General features: G+C 43.5%; 20 protein-coding genes. 12 read left to right on the forward strand and 8 right to left on the reverse strand.

The genetic code is table 11. The features are described 5' to 3' along the window. Nucleotides 1-228: 228 nt before the first annotated feature. From LIN78_RS14330 to LIN78_RS14340, 3 genes are read right to left on the reverse strand one after another with little or no spacing between them, the layout of a single operon-like run. Nucleotides 229-1,032: a ferritin-like domain-containing protein gene (locus LIN78_RS14330; RefSeq protein ID WP_227181543.1), complete on the reverse strand. Its 804-nt coding sequence runs from the start codon at nt 1,030-1,032 to the stop codon at nt 229-231. Nucleotides 1,033-1,041: 9 nt separating this feature from the next. After that, nucleotides 1,042-1,725, reverse strand: coding sequence for a DUF599 domain-containing protein (locus tag LIN78_RS14335; RefSeq protein ID WP_227181544.1), 684 nt, complete (start codon nt 1,723-1,725; stop codon nt 1,042-1,044). Nucleotides 1,726-1,776: 51 nt separating this feature from the next. Next, nucleotides 1,777-1,992: a DUF3460 family protein gene (locus LIN78_RS14340; protein WP_227181545.1), complete on the reverse strand. Its 216-nt coding sequence runs from the start codon at nt 1,990-1,992 to the stop codon at nt 1,777-1,779. Between the two features lie 238 nt (nt 1,993-2,230). Here LIN78_RS14340 and LIN78_RS14345 point away from each other — a divergent pair, with 238 nt between their 5' ends. The 12 genes from LIN78_RS14345 (at nt 2,231) to LIN78_RS14400 (ending at nt 12,957) form a co-directional block, all read left to right on the forward strand. Beyond that, nucleotides 2,231-3,091 (forward strand): HDOD domain-containing protein, encoded by an 861-nt coding sequence (locus LIN78_RS14345; RefSeq protein WP_227181546.1) that lies wholly within the window; start codon nt 2,231-2,233, stop codon nt 3,089-3,091. A 3-nt stretch (nt 3,092-3,094) separates the two neighbouring features. After that, nucleotides 3,095-5,533 (forward strand): heavy metal translocating P-type ATPase, encoded by a 2,439-nt coding sequence (locus LIN78_RS14350; protein ID WP_227181547.1) that lies wholly within the window; start codon nt 3,095-3,097, stop codon nt 5,531-5,533. A 177-nt stretch (nt 5,534-5,710) separates the two neighbouring features. Next, nucleotides 5,711-5,890: a cbb3-type cytochrome oxidase assembly protein CcoS gene (gene ccoS / locus LIN78_RS14355; RefSeq protein ID WP_227181548.1), complete on the forward strand. Its 180-nt coding sequence runs from the start codon at nt 5,711-5,713 to the stop codon at nt 5,888-5,890. A 76-nt stretch (nt 5,891-5,966) separates the two neighbouring features. Beyond that, complete coding sequence (ccoN, locus tag LIN78_RS14360) at nt 5,967-7,397, forward strand: cytochrome-c oxidase, cbb3-type subunit I (RefSeq protein WP_227181549.1); 1,431 nt, start codon at nt 5,967-5,969, stop codon at nt 7,395-7,397. Nucleotides 7,398-7,414: 17 nt separating this feature from the next. After that, a complete protein-coding gene (gene ccoO, locus LIN78_RS14365) occupies nt 7,415-8,029 on the forward strand; it encodes a cytochrome-c oxidase, cbb3-type subunit II (RefSeq protein WP_227181550.1) in 615 nt (204 codons plus the stop codon). A gap of 20 nt (nt 8,030-8,049) precedes the next feature. After that, complete coding sequence (locus LIN78_RS14370; RefSeq protein WP_227181551.1) at nt 8,050-8,223, forward strand: cbb3-type cytochrome oxidase subunit 3; 174 nt, start codon at nt 8,050-8,052, stop codon at nt 8,221-8,223. Next, nucleotides 8,220-9,176: a cytochrome-c oxidase, cbb3-type subunit III gene (ccoP, locus tag LIN78_RS14375; RefSeq protein ID WP_227181552.1), complete on the forward strand. Its 957-nt coding sequence runs from the start codon at nt 8,220-8,222 to the stop codon at nt 9,174-9,176. Before LIN78_RS14370 ends, ccoP begins: the two co-directional genes overlap by 4 nt. A 122-nt stretch (nt 9,177-9,298) precedes the next feature. Further along, complete coding sequence (ccoG, locus tag LIN78_RS14380) at nt 9,299-10,726, forward strand: cytochrome c oxidase accessory protein CcoG (protein WP_227181553.1); 1,428 nt, start codon at nt 9,299-9,301, stop codon at nt 10,724-10,726. 12 nt (nt 10,727-10,738) lie between these two features. Continuing rightward, nucleotides 10,739-11,245, forward strand: coding sequence for a FixH family protein (locus LIN78_RS14385; RefSeq protein WP_227181554.1), 507 nt, complete (start codon nt 10,739-10,741; stop codon nt 11,243-11,245). 26 nt (nt 11,246-11,271) lie between these two features. Continuing rightward, nucleotides 11,272-12,015, forward strand: coding sequence for an ankyrin repeat domain-containing protein (locus LIN78_RS14390; protein ID WP_227181555.1), 744 nt, complete (start codon nt 11,272-11,274; stop codon nt 12,013-12,015). Nucleotides 12,016-12,084: 69 nt separating this feature from the next. After that, the gene (locus LIN78_RS14395; RefSeq protein WP_227181556.1) at nt 12,085-12,513 is read left to right on the forward strand and encodes a CBS domain-containing protein; all 429 of its coding nucleotides are present in this window, start codon (nt 12,085-12,087) and stop codon (nt 12,511-12,513) included. A 144-nt stretch (nt 12,514-12,657) separates the two neighbouring features. Further along, nucleotides 12,658-12,957, forward strand: coding sequence for a high-potential iron-sulfur protein (locus LIN78_RS14400; protein ID WP_227181557.1), 300 nt, complete (start codon nt 12,658-12,660; stop codon nt 12,955-12,957). Nucleotides 12,958-13,033: 76 nt separating this feature from the next. Here the strand turns inward: LIN78_RS14400 and sucD are convergent, their stop codons facing one another. From sucD to LIN78_RS14425, 5 genes are all read right to left on the reverse strand, one after another. After that, the gene (gene sucD, locus LIN78_RS14405; RefSeq protein ID WP_227181558.1) at nt 13,034-13,918 is read right to left on the reverse strand and encodes a succinate--CoA ligase subunit alpha; all 885 of its coding nucleotides are present in this window, start codon (nt 13,916-13,918) and stop codon (nt 13,034-13,036) included. Nucleotides 13,919-13,949: 31 nt separating this feature from the next. Beyond that, a complete protein-coding gene (gene sucC / locus LIN78_RS14410) occupies nt 13,950-15,119 on the reverse strand; it encodes an ADP-forming succinate--CoA ligase subunit beta (RefSeq protein WP_227181559.1) in 1,170 nt (389 codons plus the stop codon). A gap of 72 nt (nt 15,120-15,191) precedes the next feature. Next, on the reverse strand, nt 15,192-16,619 hold the full coding sequence (gene lpdA, locus LIN78_RS14415; protein WP_227181560.1) for a dihydrolipoyl dehydrogenase: 1,428 nt from the start codon (nt 16,617-16,619) through the stop codon (nt 15,192-15,194). Nucleotides 16,620-16,741: 122 nt separating this feature from the next. Further along, entirely contained in the window at nt 16,742-17,968 is a 1,227-nt protein-coding gene (gene odhB / locus LIN78_RS14420; protein ID WP_227181561.1) for a 2-oxoglutarate dehydrogenase complex dihydrolipoyllysine-residue succinyltransferase, read from the reverse strand. A 68-nt stretch (nt 17,969-18,036) separates the two neighbouring features. Further along, entirely contained in the window at nt 18,037-20,844 is a 2,808-nt protein-coding gene (locus LIN78_RS14425) for a 2-oxoglutarate dehydrogenase E1 component (RefSeq protein WP_264474639.1), read from the reverse strand. Nucleotides 20,845-20,864 lie beyond the last annotated feature (20 nt).

The following is a 20,864-nucleotide window of genomic DNA, read 5'->3' on the forward strand; positions in this document are numbered from 1 at the left end:
GCAAAAATATTTTTTGAAACTTTTAGACCAGATCTTATCTTTCTTCGACACTGCGAAATAAAACCAACCTTTAATACCTAAAAATCTCTCTAAACAAATCGAAAACAGTACAAAATCTGACTCAAAATACCAGCAATCAACATTCAACCAAGCTAAACACACAAAAACAAAGCCCCGAGGAACACCTAGGGGCTTTGTTTTTGTGTGTTATATATACATATAACTAGGTCAGGCATTTGAATACGCTAGTAAGACATTTATATCATCTTGATCAAACCCCGCGCTCAGCCTAGCTTCTAAATTCATTTCGCCACGATGCTTTGGCGCACTATACAAAGGAAGGTAGACTCTAAAGATCTCCAATGGATCAAGGCCTCTACTTTTGCACAACCATCTAAACCAATAGTTACCAACCCTTACATGGCCAACCTCATCCCTGAATATAATATCCAGTATGCCGGCGCCTTTTTTCTCTCCTGCGGCCAGCATCCGCGCCTGCAAACCTGGCGTCACATCTAAACCCCGTGCTTCTAGCAAACGTGGAACCATGGCCATTCTTGCTAACGGGTCTGACTTTGTTTTAAGTGCCATTTCCCACAATCCATGATGCGCAGGAAAATCACCATAATTAAAGCCAAGTTCTGCCAAGCGGTCAGAAACCAAAGAAAAGTGATAAGCCTCTTCTACAGCAACACGACACCAATCCAGATAAAACGCTTTAGGCATGCCTGCAAAGCGACAAACAACATCAAGCGCCAGGTTGATTGCGTTAAATTCTATATGAGCGACCGCGTGCAACATTGCGGCACAACCATGAAGAGAACCCAATCTACGCCTAGGCACTTGATCAGGAGAAACAAGAATAACGGAGGATGGAAGCCCAGGACATTCTTCTTCTAGGCTTAATTGAAATAACTCTTCAAGCTCACCAGCTTGTAATTGCTCTATGTAACCCTGCAACGAAAATGTCAGCCGTACTTTTTCTTCAGCAGAACTTTCACACAAGGTTTCAAATGCCAATCTTTGCAGCATGGATTATCACTAATGAGATTGCATGGCATCTAATGCTTCAGAGGCAAAATCTCTTCGATACAAGATTATTACCACTAAGGTACTGGCTACGATAAAAGCCAAAGGCTGGATAAACCATGCGATTGCTGCAAGCCCAAAATAATAAGCTCGGATACCTCTATTGAACTCATCTCCGGCATAGGTGTTTAGTTTTGCCAACCTGTCCGCATATACCGCATGGTCTTCTGATGTACTTGGTGCAGCACCTAACAAAATAGAAAGGAAGTTAAACTGGCGAAGAGACCATGTGAATTTAAAATAAGCAATCACAAAGACAACCACTAAGAGTAATAGCTTGAACTCCCATACTTCTCTACTAGTGCCTTGGTAATAGGAAAAGCTAGATGCGAATAAAATTACTTTATCCACTGTCCCCATCAAAGCTAGCAACCCAGCTAGGACATAGATAGTTGTTGAAGCATAAAAGGACACGCTGCTCATCAAATTGCCAACCAAAACCGCATCAGCAACCTGTAGCCCGCGTGACAAAATAGATTTCGCCCAGAAGACTCGATGCTGATGAGATGCTACAACCAATCCTGTTTTAGCGCTTACTCCCCTGTCGGTATACCAGCTATAACCGACCCATAACAATATGAACCAAATTATCGCCAATCCATCCAACCAACCAAAACTCGACTGCATCGCATGCATTACAACCACCACCCTCTGCTTCTTATTTTTTACTCACCTAGCATCTCAGAATTACAATTTGATTTCTTTTTTAGGCCGTAAGCGGTAGAAGTAGCCTTGGTAGTAATAACCATTTTGCTTTACTTTAGCTGCCGTTGCATTTTTTTCAAACTCTGCATCAACAGGCTTATCCCACCAAACCGCACGATTTTCCAAACGGCTATCAGCCACTTCTTTATTTTTTTCCAAGTATGATTCCATGAATGATGAGAACTCTGACTTGTACATATGCGCGAACCTTTTCCGTTAAATCAGTCTTGAAGTATATTTGTTGCTTAGTATACAACCTTAAGATTGTCTTCCCAATAGTTGCCAGAATTTAATATTTATCAAATCCATTCTTATCTAACTAAATTATTCTTTTTTGAAATCGTTTCTTCGCCTATAACTAGGTTGCACAAAACTTTACTCTACGCACATTTAAAATCAGCCAGCTAACAAAAGCAGCTAAGCAGGATATATAAAGATGCAATCAATCTCTAAAGATGACGTGAACCGGCTGTCTCAAAACATCGTTATCCCACCACGCCCAGAGCTGCTGAATGAGTTACATCAACTTGCCATCAACAAAGATGCAAATCATCAGGATTTTGTTAAGTTAATCGCCAAAGATCTTGGGCTTTCGGCATGTGTCATTAAGACTGCCAACTCCCCTGCTTTTTTAGGTCGTGGTCAAGTCACCAACATCAGCCATGCGATTAGCGTACTTGGACAAAAAAATATTCGCCAAATTGCTACAGCATTCATACTCCGACAATCAACTCAATCCCAAGCAACGCAATCCATTGTGGTTGCCTTAGAACATTTCTGGGAGTGGTCGAATCGAGTTGCAATGATCTCAGCACTTGTTTCACAGCACGTAGGCGCCTGCAATGCTGAAGACATGTATTGCTTTGGCTTATTCAGAGATTGTGGCATTCCTATTTTATTGATGCGCTTTCCTAGTTATGGAAGAACACTCGAACTGGCACACCAAGCATCTGATTCTCAATTTTTAAAAATTGAAGAAGAATTCCATCAGTGCCATCATGCTACTATTGGCTACCTTGTCGCTAGGGCATGGCTATTTCCCGATGAGATATGCGAAGCAATCTTACAACATCATGAAGAAGATTTTTTCGTGACAGAAAACCCTATCGCACCATCACAAACTAGTTGTATGGTTGCCATTGGCAGGCTTGCGGAACATATAGAGGCCACGCTGAGTCATAGACCTGACCCAGGCTGGGATGGGGAAAGAGGACTGGCCATCCTAAAGCACCTAGGTTTAGAGCTAACAGAGTTCGAAGACCTTAGAGATGCAATACATTCGAGATTTCAGGATTAATTAATGCAAGCAATAAAAGCCAACAGTGATGGCAAATGCTTTCACTGCGGTGAGCCTTTGAATCAAACGCCATCATTCGAAATCTCTTTTCAAGGCAAAAAAGAACAAACTTGCTGCGTGGGCTGCCAAGCAGTTGCTCAAGCAATCATCAACCAAGGACTAGGCGCGTACTACACACAGCGTCAATCGGAAGGTAAAAAGATTGACGCTATTCCTGAAGATATTCTGCAGCAGCTCAACTTATTTGATGATGCAGAGATTCAAGCGTCGTTCGTCACAAAAGTGAAAGACGAACAAGAAGCAAGCCTAATTTTAGAAGGGATTACCTGTGCTGCCTGCATCTGGTTAAACGAACAAACGATTAGACGCCTTGATGGTGTCACATTTGTAAGTATTAACTACAGCAATGCAAGAGCAACCGTTCGCTGGCAACCGGCAAAAATTCGTTTATCTGCCATCCTAGAAGCAATCCGCCATATTGGCTATGCGGCCTATCCATTTGATGCAAGTAAACTTCAAACGATTCAGAACAAAGAACGTAAAGATGCACTAAAACGTTTATTCATAGCCGGTTTTGGCATGATGCAAGTGATGATGTATGCATGGCCTGCATATTTTGCGACTGCGATTGACCTTCCTTTCGATCAAGATTTACTTCTCAAATGGGCAAGCTTAGTGCTTACCGTTCCAGTCGTTACTTATTCTGCCCTTCCTTTTTTAAAGGGCGCTGCTAGAGACCTGCGGGCAAAGACTGTGGGAATGGACACACCTGTCGCACTCGGCATATTAGGTGCATTTATTCCCAGTGTTTGGGCGACAGCAGTAAAACATGGACCAGTCTATTTTGATTCAGTCACTATGTTCGTCTTTTTGCTTTTGCTCGGTCGCTTTTTTGAATACACAGCAAGACAAAAAGCAAGCGAGAACACTGACCGTTTAACAAAGCTTATACCTACCTTTGCCCACAAACTAGTAAATTGGCCTAAAGACAATCAATCACAAGAAGAAGCTGTTTCACGGATAAAGCCAGGTGATTTTATATTAGTAAAAACAGGAGAAACCGTGCCAGTTGACGGAATCCTGCGACATGGCCAGAGCAAGTTAGTCGAGTCCATGCTCACTGGTGAAAGTAGACCAATTACAAAAGCGTTGGGAGAAGAAATCATTGCGGGCAGCATGAATCATGAACAACCCATCGTGATTGAGACAACTCATGTGGGGAACGACACAAAGCTTTCTGCAATTGTTCGTTTACTAGACAATGCAGTTAGCAGTAAGCCTCTGATTGCAGAGGTAGCCAACAAGTACGCCAGTTGGTTTGTCATTGCAATTTTAATCGTGGCATCTGCAACTGCTTATTTTTGGTATTTGCACGACCCGAGCAAAGCACTTTGGATTACAGTGTCTGTTCTTGTCATTACCTGCCCTTGCGCACTTTCTTTAGCAGTACCCGTCACATTAACAGCCGCCACCGGTGCACTAGCTAGCAAGCAATTACTCATTGCAAAAGGTCACGCATTAACAACACTTGCAAATATTACGGATATTGTATTTGATAAAACCGGGACGCTTACAACTGGTGAACTGGCCATCGAAAAGATTATTTATTTTGATGACCAACATCTCACTCACCAAATTTTGCACACCTTAGAGTCTCAATCCGAGCACCCACTTGCTAGGGCAATCTGTACTTTCGAACAGGTGAGGTCTGCGACGCTATTGCCTATTTTAGACTTTCATATTTCCAAAGGATTAGGCATTGAGGGATATATTGATGGGCAAGCATACCGCTTAGGCCACCCAAGTTTTGTACAGGCATTCATTCAAACACTTCCTGAGCAAACCCGCCTAGACACTAATGCACCAATCTATCTAGCCAAAAACAATAAGCTCATTGCTGCGATTTATATTTCTGACAAGTTAAGAGCGGATGCCAACACGTTAATTAAGCAATTAAAAGATGAAAATATTAGCATTCATATCGCAAGTGGTGATCAGAGTCTAAATGTTAAAAACATTGCTACTTCGTTAGAGATCAATGATTGGCATGCAAACTGCTCTCCAAAAGATAAGCTAACACTTATTGAATCACTTCAATTAGAGAATAAAACCGTCTGCATGATTGGGGATGGCGTAAATGACGCGCCTGTTTTAGCGAAAGCACAAGTATCCATTGCTATAGGATCTGGGGCGGATATTGCGCAACAACATGCCGATATGATTCTTGCTGACAGCCACCTATCAACCATTCTTACTGGTATTAAAACCGCAAAAAAAACCAAGCAAATAATCCAACAAAACTTGGTTTGGGGACTGGGATACAACCTGATAGCAATCCCCTTGGCCATTACCGGCTACGTAACTCCGTTAATTGCAGGCGTTGGCATGGCCAGCAGTTCGTTGATCGTCGTATTGAATGCCTTACGTTTAGCGCGAAAATAAGCAAATAAGTCTTGCGCAAGTCGCATCTCGCCAACTGTAAGAATTGATATGGGTCAAAATACCCCCTTCTCACCTGCGCTAAATTGTCGCAGTCGCTGTTACATGGTGCGCTACATTTTGCCGCAGCTGCTGCAAACGTGCGTATAATCTGCAGCTCACCAAAAATTCATTCTGACGATGGACATTATTTATTTACTGATACCTGTCAGCCTTGTTGTTGTATTGCTCATCAGTATGTTGTTCTGGTGGGCAATCAAGGGCGGTCAGTTTGACGATCTTGAAGGGCCAGGTTTCCAGATCATGATGGATGACGACAGTGATAAGTCTGAGCAATCGGCTCAGGAGTCACAGCGTTAGCCAATAAGGATCAGGAACATCCTGAATTGATAATGTCCTTAAGCTACAAGTTTTTGTAAACGGGAGAACCCACACTATGGAAGCGCAAGCCACTTATAACTACAAAGTGGTCCGCCAGTTCGCCGTGATGACCGTTATTTGGGGCATCGTGGGCATGCTGGTCGGCGTCATTGTCGCCGCTATGCTTGTCTGGCCGGACCTTAACCCAGGTCTACCATGGCTAACATATGGCCGACTACGTCCGTTACACACCAACGCGGTTATTTTTGCATTTGGTGGTTGCGGTCTTTTTGCTACCTCTTACTATTGCGTACAGCGCACCTGTCAAGTTCGTCTTTTCTGCGACAAACTGGCTGCGTTTACCTTTTGGGGCTGGCAATTAGTCATTCTTCTAGCTGCTATTACACTACCGCTAGGCTTCACCACCGGTAAAGAATATGCAGAATTGGAATGGCCAATTGATATCTTGATCACTATCGTTTGGGTTTCATACGCGATTGTGTTCTTTGGTACCATCATCAAACGTAAAGTTAAGCACATTTATGTTGCTAACTGGTTCTTTGGCGGTTTCATTCTGACCGTTGCGCTTCTACATCTAGTCAACAGTGCAGAACTTCCTGTCTCTATGTGGAAATCTTACTCATTCTACTCTGGCGCACAAGATGCCATGGTTCAATGGTGGTATGGTCACAATGCGGTTGGTTTCTTCTTGACTGCAGGCTTCTTAGGTATCATGTATTACTTCGTACCTAAACAAGCTGGTCGCCCAGTTTACTCTTACCGTTTGTCAGTTGTTCACTTCTGGGCACTGATCTTCACTTACATGTGGGCAGGTCCTCACCACTTGCATTACACCGCATTGCCTGACTGGACACAGAGCTTAGGTATGGTGTTCTCATTGATTCTACTTGCACCAAGCTGGGGCGGTATGATCAACGGTATCATGACCTTGTCTGGTGCTTGGCACAAACTACGTGACGATCCAATCTTGAAGTTCTTGGTGGTATCTCTGTCTTTCTACGGTATGTCTACCTTCGAAGGCCCGATGATGTCTATCAAAACAGTTAACGCGCTATCTCACTACACCGAATGGACCGTTGGTCACGTTCACAGTGGTGCGCTAGGTTGGGTTGGTTTCATTACTATCGGTGCAATTTACTACTTGATCCCACGCCTATTTGGCCGTGATGAAATGTACTCGAAGAAACTAGTTGAAACTCACTTCTGGGTTGCAACGATTGGTATCGTTCTGTACATCGCTTCTATGTGGATTGCCGGTGTGATGGAAGGTCTAATGTGGCGTGCATTTAACAGCGATGGTACTTTGACTTACACCTTCGTTGAAGCACTAAAACAAAAATACCCTTACTACGTCATGCGTGTATTAGGTGGTGCATTGTATCTATCAGGTATGTTCTTGATGATTTACAACGTATTCAAAACCATTTCTGCAGGTAAAGCGGTTGATGCAACCATTCCAGCAGCTAATGCGTCTCACCACGCTTGATAGGGAAGGAATACATCATGTTTATCAAGCACGAAACAATTGAAAAAAACATTGGCTTAATGATCATCTTGACTGTGATCGTTGTGAGCTTTGCTGGTCTAGTTGAAATTCTTCCTCAGGCCTTCCAAAAAGCCACCACGCAACCAGTTAAAGGTCTAAAGCCTTATACCGCACTTCAGTTAGCTGGCCGTGACATTTATATCCGCGAAGGTTGTTATAACTGTCACTCACAGATGATTCGTCCATTCCGTTCAGAAACTGAACGCTATGGTCACTACTCTGTAGCAGGCGAATCTGTTTGGGATCACCCATTCCAGTGGGGTTCTAAGCGTACAGGTCCTGATCTTGCTCGTGTTGGCGGTCGTTACTCTGACGACTGGCATCGTGCGCACTTGAATCAGCCGCGTGATGTTGTACCTGAATCTAATATGCCAGCATTCCCATGGCTAGGTCGTACCGCTTTGGATACAACTGACCTGCCTAAGAAAATGGCTGCAATGAAAGCGCTTGGCGTTCCATATACAGAAGACCAGATCAGCAAATCTCAAGCAGATGCAGCTGGTAAGACGGAAATGGATGCTCTGATTGCCTACCTGCAAGTTCTAGGTACTGCAATTAAGAACAACCGCTGAAATTGATTAGGAATATGCAAATGGATATGAATCAGATGAGAGTGATCACTACGGTGCTTAGTTTCATTGTCTTTCTTGGGGTAATTGCTTGGGCAGTATTCCCAAAGAACAAGAAAGGTTTTGATGAAGCAGCAAACCTCCCATTCGCTGACGATGACAGTCATTTGCATAATCCATCAGGAGATATCAAATGAATGAAACTACTGATGTAGTATTTTTAAGCAGTTTCTGGCCAATCTTCATTTCTGCTATCGTAATTGGCGGGATGATTGGTCTGCTATTGCTCTTAATTAGCCAGAACAAGGTTGAGAAAAAAGCTGGTGAAAAAGTTGAAACCATGGGTCACGTATGGGATGACAACTTAGAAGAGTACAACAACCCATTACCACGCTGGTGGTTATGGATGTTCTACGGCACTTTAGCTTTTGGTGTTGTTTACCTAATTCTTTACCCAGGTTTAGGCACCAATAAAGGCGTATTTGGCTGGTCTTCTCATGGTCAGTGGGATAAAGAGCAACAAGTTGCAGAACAAACTTATGGTCCAATTTTTAATGGTTATCTAAAACAACCAGTTGCTGTGGTTGCTCAAGATCCTAAAGCACAAAAAATGGGCGAGCGTTTGTTCCTAACTTACTGTGCTCAGTGTCACGGTTCTGATGCACGTGGCGCAAAAGGCTTCCCGAACTTACGTGATAAAGATTGGCTATGGGGCGGCGCACCAGAGACTATCGAGGCAACTATTTTACATGGTCGTCCTGCTGCTGGTCCTGATGGCGTACAACCTGTGTCTGACGCACCGCGCATGCCTGCGTGGGGCAAAATCCTTGGTGAAGAAAAAGTAAAAGACGTAGCTAATTACGTTCGTTCACTTTCTCAGCCAGGTAAAGTTGACCAAGACCGTGCTACACGTGGTAAAGAAGTGTACGCGCAGAATTGTGCAGCTTGTCACGGCGCAGACGCAAAAGGTAACCAAGCTCTTGGAGCTCCGAACCTAAGCGATGACGTTTGGTTGTATGGTGGATCACAATCTACTGTCGTTGAAACAGTGACCAACGGTCGCAACGGTGTAATGCCAGCCAAAGGTCAAGAGCTCGGCGCGGCAAAAGTTCACTTATTAGCAGCATACGTATACGGTCTATCTAAGTAATTTGACTAGTATCAAGAAAGGGGGGAAACCCCCTTTTCTTTTGAGAAGATAATAACAATATGGTTATATAGTTAGATATAATAGCCATATTGTTAATGTCTTAACTTTCTGGGCGATACATCATGAGTAAATCATTCAAAAACATCCCCATCAAAACTGCAACCACCGATGCGTCCGATGACCTATACGAAGTTCGCAAGAAAATTCAAGTGCGTTCTGTCAGCGGTATGTTTGCAACCTATAGATGGTTATTAGTGTGGATAACACAAATTGTTTTTTATGGTCTTCCATGGTTAACTTGGGGTGATCGTCCAGCGGTTTTATTTGATTTAACCACCAGAAAATTCTTTTTATTTGGCCTGATTCTTTGGCCGCAAGATCTAATCTATCTAGCACTTTTACTAATGGTATCTGCCTTCGGTTTATTTTGGTGGACAACCATCGCAGGTCGTCTATGGTGTGGCTATGCCTGTCCACAAACGGTTTACACTGAAATCTTCATGTGGATAGAAGAGAAAATAGAAGGTTCACACCTAGCTAGACAAAAACTAGACAATGGCAATTGGACGTCGAACAAGCTCTTACGACGCGGAGGAAAGCATGCAGCATGGATATTGTTTTCTTTATGGACTGGTTTTACCTTCGTCGCGTATTTCACCCCTATTGCAACCTTATTTAAAGAAAGCACAACCTTTGCATTTGGCCCATGGGAAACATTCTGGATTTTCTTTTATGGTCTAGCGACCTACGGTAATGCAGGCTTTTTACGTGAACAAGTTTGTAAGTACATGTGTCCGTATGCACGCTTTCAAAGCGCGATGTTTGATAGAGATACATTAATCATCAGTTATGATGCGGAACGTGGAGACCCAAGAGGTAGCCGTAAAAAATCTGCCGATCCAAAAGAATTAGGCTTAGGCTCATGTATTGATTGCGGTATCTGTGTTCAAGTCTGTCCAACTGGTATTGATATCCGCAATGGTCTTCAATATGAATGCATTGGCTGTGCCGCCTGTATTGATGCATGTGATCAGGTAATGGAGAAAATGAATTATCCTAAAGGGTTAATTCGCTACACGACTGAAAATGCACTCGAACACAAGTACTCAGAGAAAAAGAGCATCCTTGAGATTATCATTCGCCCAAGAGTCATTTTATATACGGCGATTCTTTTTGTGCTAGTTGCTGCAATGATTGGAACTTTAGCAGTTAGAAACCCTCTTAAAGCCGATGTATTGCGAGATAGGAATACATTAGTACGTGAGACAGCAGATGGACTAGAAAATGTTTATAGTCTGATTATTATTAATACAGATGAAAAAGATCATCAATATAATGTCTCAGTAGATGGTATTGATGGAATCAAGTTGGCAAGTGACACCAAACTGCCTGTAGCAATGGCATCTGGTAGTACGTTAAAATTCCCTGTCCGTGTCATTGCCGATCCTGAAAAGGCAAAACCAGGCACGTATGATATTCACTTTAAGATTGAAGCTGTTGATACGCCTACCCTTTCAAGAGTAGAAAAATCAACTTTCATTGCTAGATAAATGGAACACAAATTGAAGACTAGTAATACCGTTTTGCCTTGGTATAAACATAAGTGGCTTTGGTTTTTATTAGCCGGGCCACTTGTGGTCGTTGCAGCCAGTGTTGTAACTATTTATTACGCAGTGACGACCAAAGATAGCTTAATCGTCGATGATTACTATAAAGAAGGTACCACCATCAATGAAGTGATTGTCAAAGATGAGACAGCAAGCAAACTTGGGATTACGGCGCAGTTAGTTATGGGGGAAGATAAAAAGATTCGTGTCTTTTTAAAGCAAACTACCGGTGAACCTGTATATGATCATTTAGCTTTGTTTTTCCAACACGCTGTCGATCAAAAACAAGATAAGCACTTTAATCTCTATCCAGAGGGAGCGCCTGGGAGCTATGTCAGTAGCCCAATCGATTTAAAAGTTGGCAAGTGGTACATGGATATTACCGATCCGAAAAAAACATGGCAGCTTTCTGGTGAAATTCAAACAAATAAAGAATTTCAGGTGAATTTAAAAGCAAAATAATCTGCTTCTTTTTCAAATAAAAGCTCTTGAGCGAAGAACTCAAGAGCTTTTTTTTTATCATATTAAATAGATTGATAAAAAAAAAGACTAAAATGAAATTAACTATGAACAAAGCTATTCAAATGAATCGTTACTTCCCTAATAAAATTCTTGCAGTACTCTTCATTTTTGCTAGTTGCTTAATACAAGCAAATGCGGAATCTTATGATGACATGATGCAAGCTGTAAAAAATGACTTTGCAGGGGATGCTCAAACCTTATTAGACAGCGGCTTTGACGTAAACACAATTGATGAAAAAGGCAACTCGCTCATCATGCTAGCGGCCTTTAATAACTCACCTAGAGTATTTGATGTGTTAATGGGTTATAAACCCAACCTAGAATTAAAGAATTTGTTCGGTGAGTCTGTATTGATGCTTGCGAGCTACCGGCACTCCGCAAAAATGGTTAACTCTCTGTTAAGTAATGGCGCAAAAGTGAATACGTCCGGCTGGACGGCATTACATTATGCAGCAAGTAGTGGTGATCTTGAGGTTGTAAACGCATTAATTAAAGCTGGGGCTGATATTAATGCAGTTGCACCGGATGGTAGCTCCCCAATGATTATGGCTGCACGAGAAGGCCATATAGAGATTATTAAGCTGCTTCTTTCGCTACACGCAAATACTGATATACAGAATGAAAATGGAATGACCGCATTAAAGTGGTCATTAAAACGCGATGATACCGATATTATGGAGTTGTTAGTCGAGGCAAATGCCAGTCGATAGTCATCGCCCAACTATCTATTGATATTTGCATGAACGTTTCTTCTCTCACAAAGCAAGGGAGTACTACACATGAAGCTAGCGCAACATATTTTAGATAGTAAACCAGCCGGCATTTATTCTGTTCCTCCTCATGCCAGTATTTATTCGGTCTTGCAATTGATGGCAGAGAAAGATATTGGTGCGGTGCTTGTAATGGAAGAAGAGTCTCTAGTTGGTATTTTTTCTGAGCGTGATTACGCCCGGAAAATCATATTAAAAGGGAAAAACTCAACAGACACATTAGTTAGCGATGTAATGACAAGCCGATTAATTGTCGTTCAACCCAAGACTGATATTCATACCTGCATGGCACTTATGTCTAAAAACCGCATTCGACATTTACCTGTTGTTGAAAATAATACGGTCATCGGTGTTCTATCTATTACAGACCTTGTTAAAGCAGTCATTGCTGAACAAGAGTTTGTGATTGCCCAGTTAGAGCAATATATTCATCAGTAAGCTGTATTGACTCAATACACTAAATCACAACTTTTAACAAAAGCTTGATTAGCATCAGTCTCCATTTTCCATAACAGGTTTAACATATGAGAAAGTATTTTTTCTTCTCGTGTCTTAACGTTGTTATATTAAATGGAGAACTTTATGGATCGCAGAACGTTTATGTTGAAAGTTGTGCCTGCAACCGGTTTAGCACTTGCAGCAGGTAAAGTAGCATTCGCAGCAGATCTGACAGAAGCAGATCCTCAAGCTACGGCACTAGGCTACAAAGCTGACGCAACTAAAGTAGATAAAAAGAAGTTCCCTAAGTACGCGGCAGGCCAAAACTGCGGTACATGCCAGCTATTCGCTAAAGCAGGCGCGGCTAGCGCACCCTGTCCGATCTTTGGTGGCAAAAATGTTGCTGCCAAAGGCTGGTGTAGCGCTTACGCGAAAAAAGCATAAATTACTGTGCTTTGACCAACAAAAAACCCCGCAATTGCGGGGTTTTTTGTTGGTTTGTGCAATTAGCTTTGACTAATTACAGCATACCTTTTGCTTTTAGTACTTCTACCATGGTAGAGCCTAATTCTGCAGGGCTACGTGTATAAGCAATACCAGCTTTCTCGAACGCAGCAAACTTCTCTTCTGCAGTGCCTTTACCACCGGAAATAATCGCACCAGCGTGGCCCATGCGCTTACCTTTAGGAGCGGTAACACCAGCAATGTAACCAACGATTGGTTTAGTTACGTATGCTTTAGCATATTCTGCGGCTTCTTCTTCTGCAGAACCACCGATTTCACCAATCATGATGATCGCGTCTGTATCAGGATCGTCCTGGAACAATTGAAGCGCATCAATATGGCTTGTACCAGGGATTGGATCGCCACCGATACCGATACATGTAGACTGACCTAGGCCAGCAGCAGTTGTTTGAGCAACTGCTTCATATGTTAGCGTACCAGAACGAGAAACAATACCAATGCGACCTGGCTTATGGATATGCCAAGGCATAATACCAATCTTACATTCGCCTGGAGTGATAATACCAGGGCAGTTTGGTCCAATTAGACGTGAGCCAGAAGCCTCAACATAGCGCTTAACTTGTAGCATATCTAGCGTTGGCACGCCTTCAGTAATACATACAATTAGCTTAACGCCAGCATCTGCAGCTTCAATGATAGAGTCTTTTGCAAAAGCAGCTGGAACGTAGATAACAGAAGCATCTGCTTGAGTCTCACGAACCGCATCTTTCATGGTGTTGAACACTGGAAGACCTAGGTGCTCAGAACCACCTTTACCAGGCGTTACACCACCAACCACTTTGGTGCCACACTTGATTGCTTGTTCAGCGTGGAATGTACCATTTTTACCGGTGAAACCTTGCACCAGCACTTTGGTGTCTTTATTTACGAGTACGCTCATTTATTAGAACCTTTCCAGATAATTGTGCTGATCAAGCGCCTTTAACGGCTGCAACGACTTTCTGAGCTGCATCTGCCAAACCTTGAGCAGAAGTCAGTTTCAAGCCAGACTCATCAAGCAGTTTTGCGCCTAATTCGGCATTGTTACCTTCCAAGCGAACAACAACTGGAACAGTCACATTCACTTCTTTCACAGCAGCAATAATTGCTTCTGCAATCATGTCACAACGTACGATACCACCGAAGATGTTAATCAATACGCCTTGAACTGATGGATCAGCCAAGATTAGTTTGAATGCTTCGATTACGCGTTCTTTAGTCGCGCCACCGCCAACATCCAAGAAGTTAGCTGGTTGGCCACCGTACAGTTTAATGATGTCCATTGTGGCCATCGCTAAACCAGCACCGTTAACCATACAACCGATGTTACCTTCTAGTGCAACATAGTTTAATTCGAACTCAGAGGCTTTCAATTCGCGCTCATTTTCTTGAGACTTATCGCGAATTGCAGCTAGTTTTGGCAAGCGGAACAATGCGTTGCTATCGATACCAACTTTAGCATCCACGCAAGCCAATGAACCATCGCCACGAATGGCTAATGGGTTGATTTCGAACAGTGCAAAATCGTTTTCAACGAATGCTTTGTAAGCGCCAGTCATCAACTTGGTGAATTGACCGATTTGATCGCCAGACAAGCCTAAAGCAAAAGCAACGTCACGCGCTTGGAATGGCAACAAGCCAACTAGCGGATCAACAGTCACTTTTAGAATTTTTTCAGGAGTGTTGTGAGCAACTTCTTCAATCTCAACACCACCTTCAGTTGATGCCATGAAAGTCACACGGCGGCTAGAGCGATCAACCACTGCGCCTAGGTACAATTCACGTTGTACTGGGTACATGTCTTCACATACTAATACCGAGTTAACTGGCTGACCGTTTGCGTCAGTTTGGTAAGTTACTAGATTTTTACCGATCAAGCCTTTAGCTACTTCTGCAGCTTCTTCGCGAGACTTAACTACTTTAACGCCACCTGCTTTACCACGGCCACCGGCATGAACCTGTGCTTTGATAACAGCAAATTTACCACCTAATTTATCAAATGCAGCAGCAGCTTCTTCTGGCGTATTCGCCAACACGCCCTGCTGAACAGGCAAACCGTATGAAGCTAGCAGCTCCTTAGCTTGGTACTCGTGCAAATTCATTCTGATTCCTTCTTCTCGAGGGGTTAGTGAATCAACACTGAGGTAGTTGCAATGCAATTACCTCAGTGACGATCATGCGTGCAATGCGCGCTTGTCTACCGACAATGCGGCTTCGTGGAACACTTCTGATAAAGATGGGTGAGCATGTACGATGCGTGCAATATCTTCACTTGCCGCACGGAACTCCATCGCCATCACTGCTTCTGCAATCATTTCAGATGCGAATGGACCGATTAAATGCACACCTAAAACGCGATCTGTTTTAGCGCAAGCGAGCACTTTAACAAATCCATCAGCCATGCCTAAACCTAATGCACGACCGTTCGCACCGAATACAGATTTACCAACTTTGTATTCAACGCCATCTGCTTTAAGCTGTTGTTCTGTTTTACCAACCCATGCAATTTCAGGGTTTGTATAGATAACCCAAGGGATAGTATTAAAGTCTAGGTGAGGTTTCTGACCTGCTAATTGTTCAGCAAGTGCAACACCTTCATCCATTGCTTTATGCGCTAACATTGGGCCGCGTACAACGTCACCAATTGCGTAAACATTTGGAAGATTGGTTTCCCAATGATCATTGATTTCTACTTGTCCACGATCATTAAGTTGAAGGCCAACAACTTCTGCGCCTAGACCATTTGTGTTTGGAACACGGCCAACAGCAACAATTAACTTGTCAAATGCAGCAGTAACTTCGTTACCTTTGCTATCAACATAAGCGACAGTCACACCAGTTTCTGTGCTATTAACACTGTTGATTTTTACACCAGTATTAATGGATAGACCTTGCTTGGTGAATAGTTTGGTTGCTTCTTTAGCTACCGCTTCATCTGCAGCACCTAAGAATGCTGGAGCAGCTTCTAAAATCGTTACTTGTGAGCCAAGACGGTTCCAAACACTACCCATTTCTAGTCCGATAACACCCGCGCCGATAACGCCAAGTTTTGCAGGCACTGCAGCAAGGCTCAACGCACCTTCGTTATCTAGAATATTAACGTTATCTACTTCTGCACCAGGGATTTGGCGTGGACTAGAACCAGTTGCAATGATTACGCGAGTAGCACTGACTACATCAACTTTTTCACCATCTTTTACTTCTACTTGCCATAAATCGTTCTCACGTTTTACCAAACGACCTACGCCATGCAGACTATCAATTTTGTTCTTTTTGAATAAGAAACCGATACCACCAGTTAACTTATCTACAATTTTGTCTTTGCGAGATAGCATTTTTGCTACGTCTAGTTTTACACCTTCCGCAGTAATACCGTGATCAGCAAAGTCATGCTGAAGCTGAGCAAAGTTCTCAGAAGATTGTAGCAACGCTTTAGATGGGATACATCCAACGTTTAGACAAGTACCACCTAGGCTTGCTTTACCTTCTTTGTTTTTCCATGCATCAATACACGCTACCTTAAAACCCAACTGGGAAGCGCGAATAGCAGCGATGTACCCGCCTGGGCCGGCACCAATCACTACCACATCATAATTAGACATTTGTATTCCTTTTCACGAGCTTTGGCTTTTTGCTAATTTCATTTGATGAATGAATTAGCAATTCACATCAGGTGATCAACCTAAACAGACAGCCCTCTTAAAAGAGGGCTGTGTCATGCTAATTACAGATCCAACAACAAGCGAGCTGGGTCTTCTAGAACTTCTTTCATTGCAACTAAGCTTAGTACAGCTTCGCGACCATCGATGATGCGGTGATCGTAAGACATAGCTAGATACATCATTGGGCGAACAACCACTTCACCATTTTCAACCACGGCACGCTCTTTCGTTGCGTGCATACCCAAAATTGCTGATTGAGGTGGGTTGATAATTGGGGTAGACATCATTGAACCGAATGTACCCCCGTTAGAAATGGTGAATGTACCGCCAGTTAGCTCTTCAACACCTAACTTACCGTCTTGTGCGCGCTTACCGAAGTCAGCAATTTTCTTTTCAATATCAGCAAGGCTCATTTGATCGCAGTCACGAAGAACCGGTACAACTAGGCCACGTGGGCTACCAACAGCCACACCAATATCGAAGTAGCCATGGTAAACAATATCGTTACCATCCACTGATGCATTCACGATTGGGAATTTTTTCAATGCATGAACAGCTGCTTTGACGAAGAAAGACATGAAACCTAACTTCACGCCATGCTCTTTCTCGAACTTGTCCTTGTACTTGTTACGCAAATCCATCACAGGCTTCATGTTCAATTCATTGAAGGTAGTTAGGATCGCTGCAGTAGACTGAGACTGAACCAAGCGCTCAGCAACACGTTGGCGAAGGCGTGACATTGGTACACGTTGCTCTGGGCGAGCACCAAGATCAGTAATCACTGCTGGAGCCGCTTTTGCAGCTGGCGCAGAAGCTGCCGCAACTACGTCTTCTTTCAACACGCGACCACCACGTCCTGAACCAGCAACCGCGTTCAGATCAACACCAGTTTCAGCAGCTAATTTTTTAGCAGAAGGCATTGCAGCAGCATCTGCATCTACGCGTGGAGCAACTGCGGTACCAAAGCCAATCGCATTTGCAGGTACACCAGCATCAGCTGCTGCCGCTTTAACTGCTTCAGCAGAAGCTGGCGCGCCAGCTTCTTTAACGGCTTCAGTATCAATCTGAGCAATAATTTCTTGGCTAATACAAACAGCTGCATCACCTTTGATGATTTTAATTAGCTTACCAGCCTGTGGTGCTGGCAACTCTAAAACCACTTTGTCAGTTTCAACGTCAACTAGGTTTTCGTCACGCTCAACGAAATCACCTTCTTTTTTATGCCACGCCAAAAGCGTTGCTTCTGATACTGATTCTGGCAGTACTGGAACTTTAACTTCAACGATCATGATTTATCCTTCTCACTCTTGGCGGGGGAGACCCCCGCTGCCAATTATCTTTAAATGGTAAGCAACGCTTATTTATTACCTGTCAAAGCTGCTTCAACAAACCCTTTAAGCTGAGCGGTATGCTTGCTCATGTAACCTACCGCTGGAGATGCGGAAGAATCGCGTCCTGCGTAAGTTAAGGTTTGCTTAGCACTCATGCATGCTTCTAAACGGTGACGAATCTGATGCCATGCGCCCTGGTTGCGAGGCTCTTCTTGTGCCCAGACAATGTCTTTCGCAGCAGAGTATTGCGCTAGTTCTGCACGCAATGTCTCTGTTGGGAATGGATAAAGTTGCTCAACACGCACAATTGCCACATCATCAAGCTCACGCTCTTTACGGCCATTTGCTAGGTCGTAATAAACCTGACCTGAACATATAACCACGCGTTTTACCTTTTTCTTGTCTAGAGCAACTGGATCAGAGATCACAGTGCGGAATTCGCCATCTGTGAAGTGCTCGATCGGGCTCATTGCATCTTTGAAACGCAATAGACGCTTAGACATCAGAATAATCAATGGCTTACGATATGGACGAATCATCTGACGACGCAACAGATGGAACATCTGGCTTGCTTCTGACGGCATAATGACTTGTACATTATGTTCAGCACATAATTGCAAGTAACGTTCCAAGCGAGCAGATGAGTGCTCTGGACCTTGACCATCATAGCCATGTGGCAAGATCATTGTCAGACCACACAAACGACCCCATTTGGTTTCGCCAGAAGTAATAAACTGGTCAATTACCACTTGGGCGCCGTTAGCAAAGTCACCAAACTGTGCTTCCCAGATAACAAGAGAATCTGGTGCAGAACTTGCGTATCCGTATTCAAAAGCCAAAACCGCTTCTTCGTTAAGGATTGAGTCAATCACTAAGAAGTTAGCTTGCGTGTCTGACAAGTTGCGAAGCGGTACATAAGCACCCGCATCCCACTTTTCACGATTTTGATCATGAACCACTGCATGGCGGTGACTAAACGTGCCTCGGCCAGAATCTTCACCTGAAATACGTACTGGATAACCTGACTCTAATAAAGACGCATACGCTAAGGTTTCAGACATGCCCCAATCTACTGGCAAGTCACCATTTACCATGCTGATACGATCTTTCAGCAGCTTATCTACAGTACGGTGTAGTTTAAAATCTTCAGGTACTTTTGTGATCTTTTCAGCCAAACGCTTCAGATCAGCCGCCGGTAGAGAGGTATTAATTGGATGAGCCCAATGCGTACCAAAGTATGGTGCAAAATCAATTGCGAATTGACGCTGATGTCCTGTTAGAGACGTTTGCTCTACATGTTCACCTTTATCTAGCGCTGCACGATAAGCTTTAATCAAAGCATCGCCTTCTGCACTCGCTACCACACCTTCAGTCTCTAGACGATCTAGATACAATTTGCGTGTACCCGGATGTTGAGAGATCTTTTTGTACATCATCGGTTGAGTTAGATACGGATCATCTGACTCATTGTGACCATGACGACGGAAGCATACGATATCGATAACAACATCTTTGCCGAATTTTGCGCGGTAGTCTAAAGCAGCTTGCGTCACTAATACGACAGCTTCAGGATCATCACCATTCACGTGGAAGACCGGTGCTTCGATCATCTTAGCGATATCGGTACAGAATAATGTAGAGCGAGTATCACGTGTATCAGAGGTCGTAAAACCAACTTGGTTATTGACGACGATATGAACCGTACCGCCAGTACCATAACCACGTGTTTGGGATAGGTTGAAAGTACCTTGGTTCGTGCCTAGACCGATAAAAGCTGAGTCACCATGAACCAAAATAGCTAGTACTTGAGAACCATCACGGTCCTTACGTCGTTCTTGACGAGCGCGTACAGAACCGACCACCACTGGGTTAACAATTTCCAAGTGTGATGGGTTAAATGCTAGCGATAAGTGAATTGGACCGCCCGGTGTGGGGATATCTGCAGAGAAACCCATGTGGTATTTCACGTCACCAGAAGGAAGGTCTGTTGTTGGGCGACCTTCAAACTCAGAGAACAAGTCTTTTGGCGACTTACCCAAAGAGTTAACTAGTACGTTTAGGCGACCACGGTGAGCCATACCGATCACCATTTCGTGAACGCCACGTTCGCCAGCACCTTGGATCAATTCATCAATAGATGCGATCAGTGATTCACCGCCTTCTAGTGAGAAACGTTTTTGACCGACATATTTAGTATGTAAGTACTTTTCTAACGTTTCCGCGGCAGTGATCTGCTTCAGAATTCGTTTTTTCTTATCAGTTGAGAATGCCGGTGTAGACGCACGATCCTCAAACCAATTTTGAACCCATTTTTTACGTTCGCTATCAGTAATGTGCATGTACTCAATACCGATAGAACCGCAATAGGTTTGCTTTAGCTTAGCAACAATGTCAGACAACTTAGCGACACTATTGCCCATCAAAGAGCCACCTTGGAAAGTGGTATTTAGATCAGCTAGGCTTAAGCCATGGTGCTCTAAGTCCAACTCTTTCAGCGCTTCTTGATCAAAGCGTTGTAGTGGATCTAGTCTTGCATGACGCGTACCTAAAATACGGTGCGCAGAAATCAAACGCAAAACTTGAAGTTGTTTTTCGGCTTGTGAGTCATCTGCAACGACAGTTGCCCCACGTGGGCGCTTTGTTAACTCGACAAAAGAAGCTTGGACTGGCGCATGCGCTACATCGCGGCCGTTACCTAGATGTTGCCAATTGTCGAAATATTTACGCCATTCTTCATCTACACTGGCTGGGTCTGCCAGATAGCGTTCATACAGTTCTTCAATGAACGGTGCATTGCTACCGAACAGGTAAGAACTGCCCCAATGTTGTTGCATCTCGTTTGACATTGTCTTTG

The organism is Leeia speluncae, from assembly GCF_020564625.1.
Classification (GTDB): domain Bacteria; phylum Pseudomonadota; class Gammaproteobacteria; order Burkholderiales; family Leeiaceae; genus Leeia; species Leeia speluncae.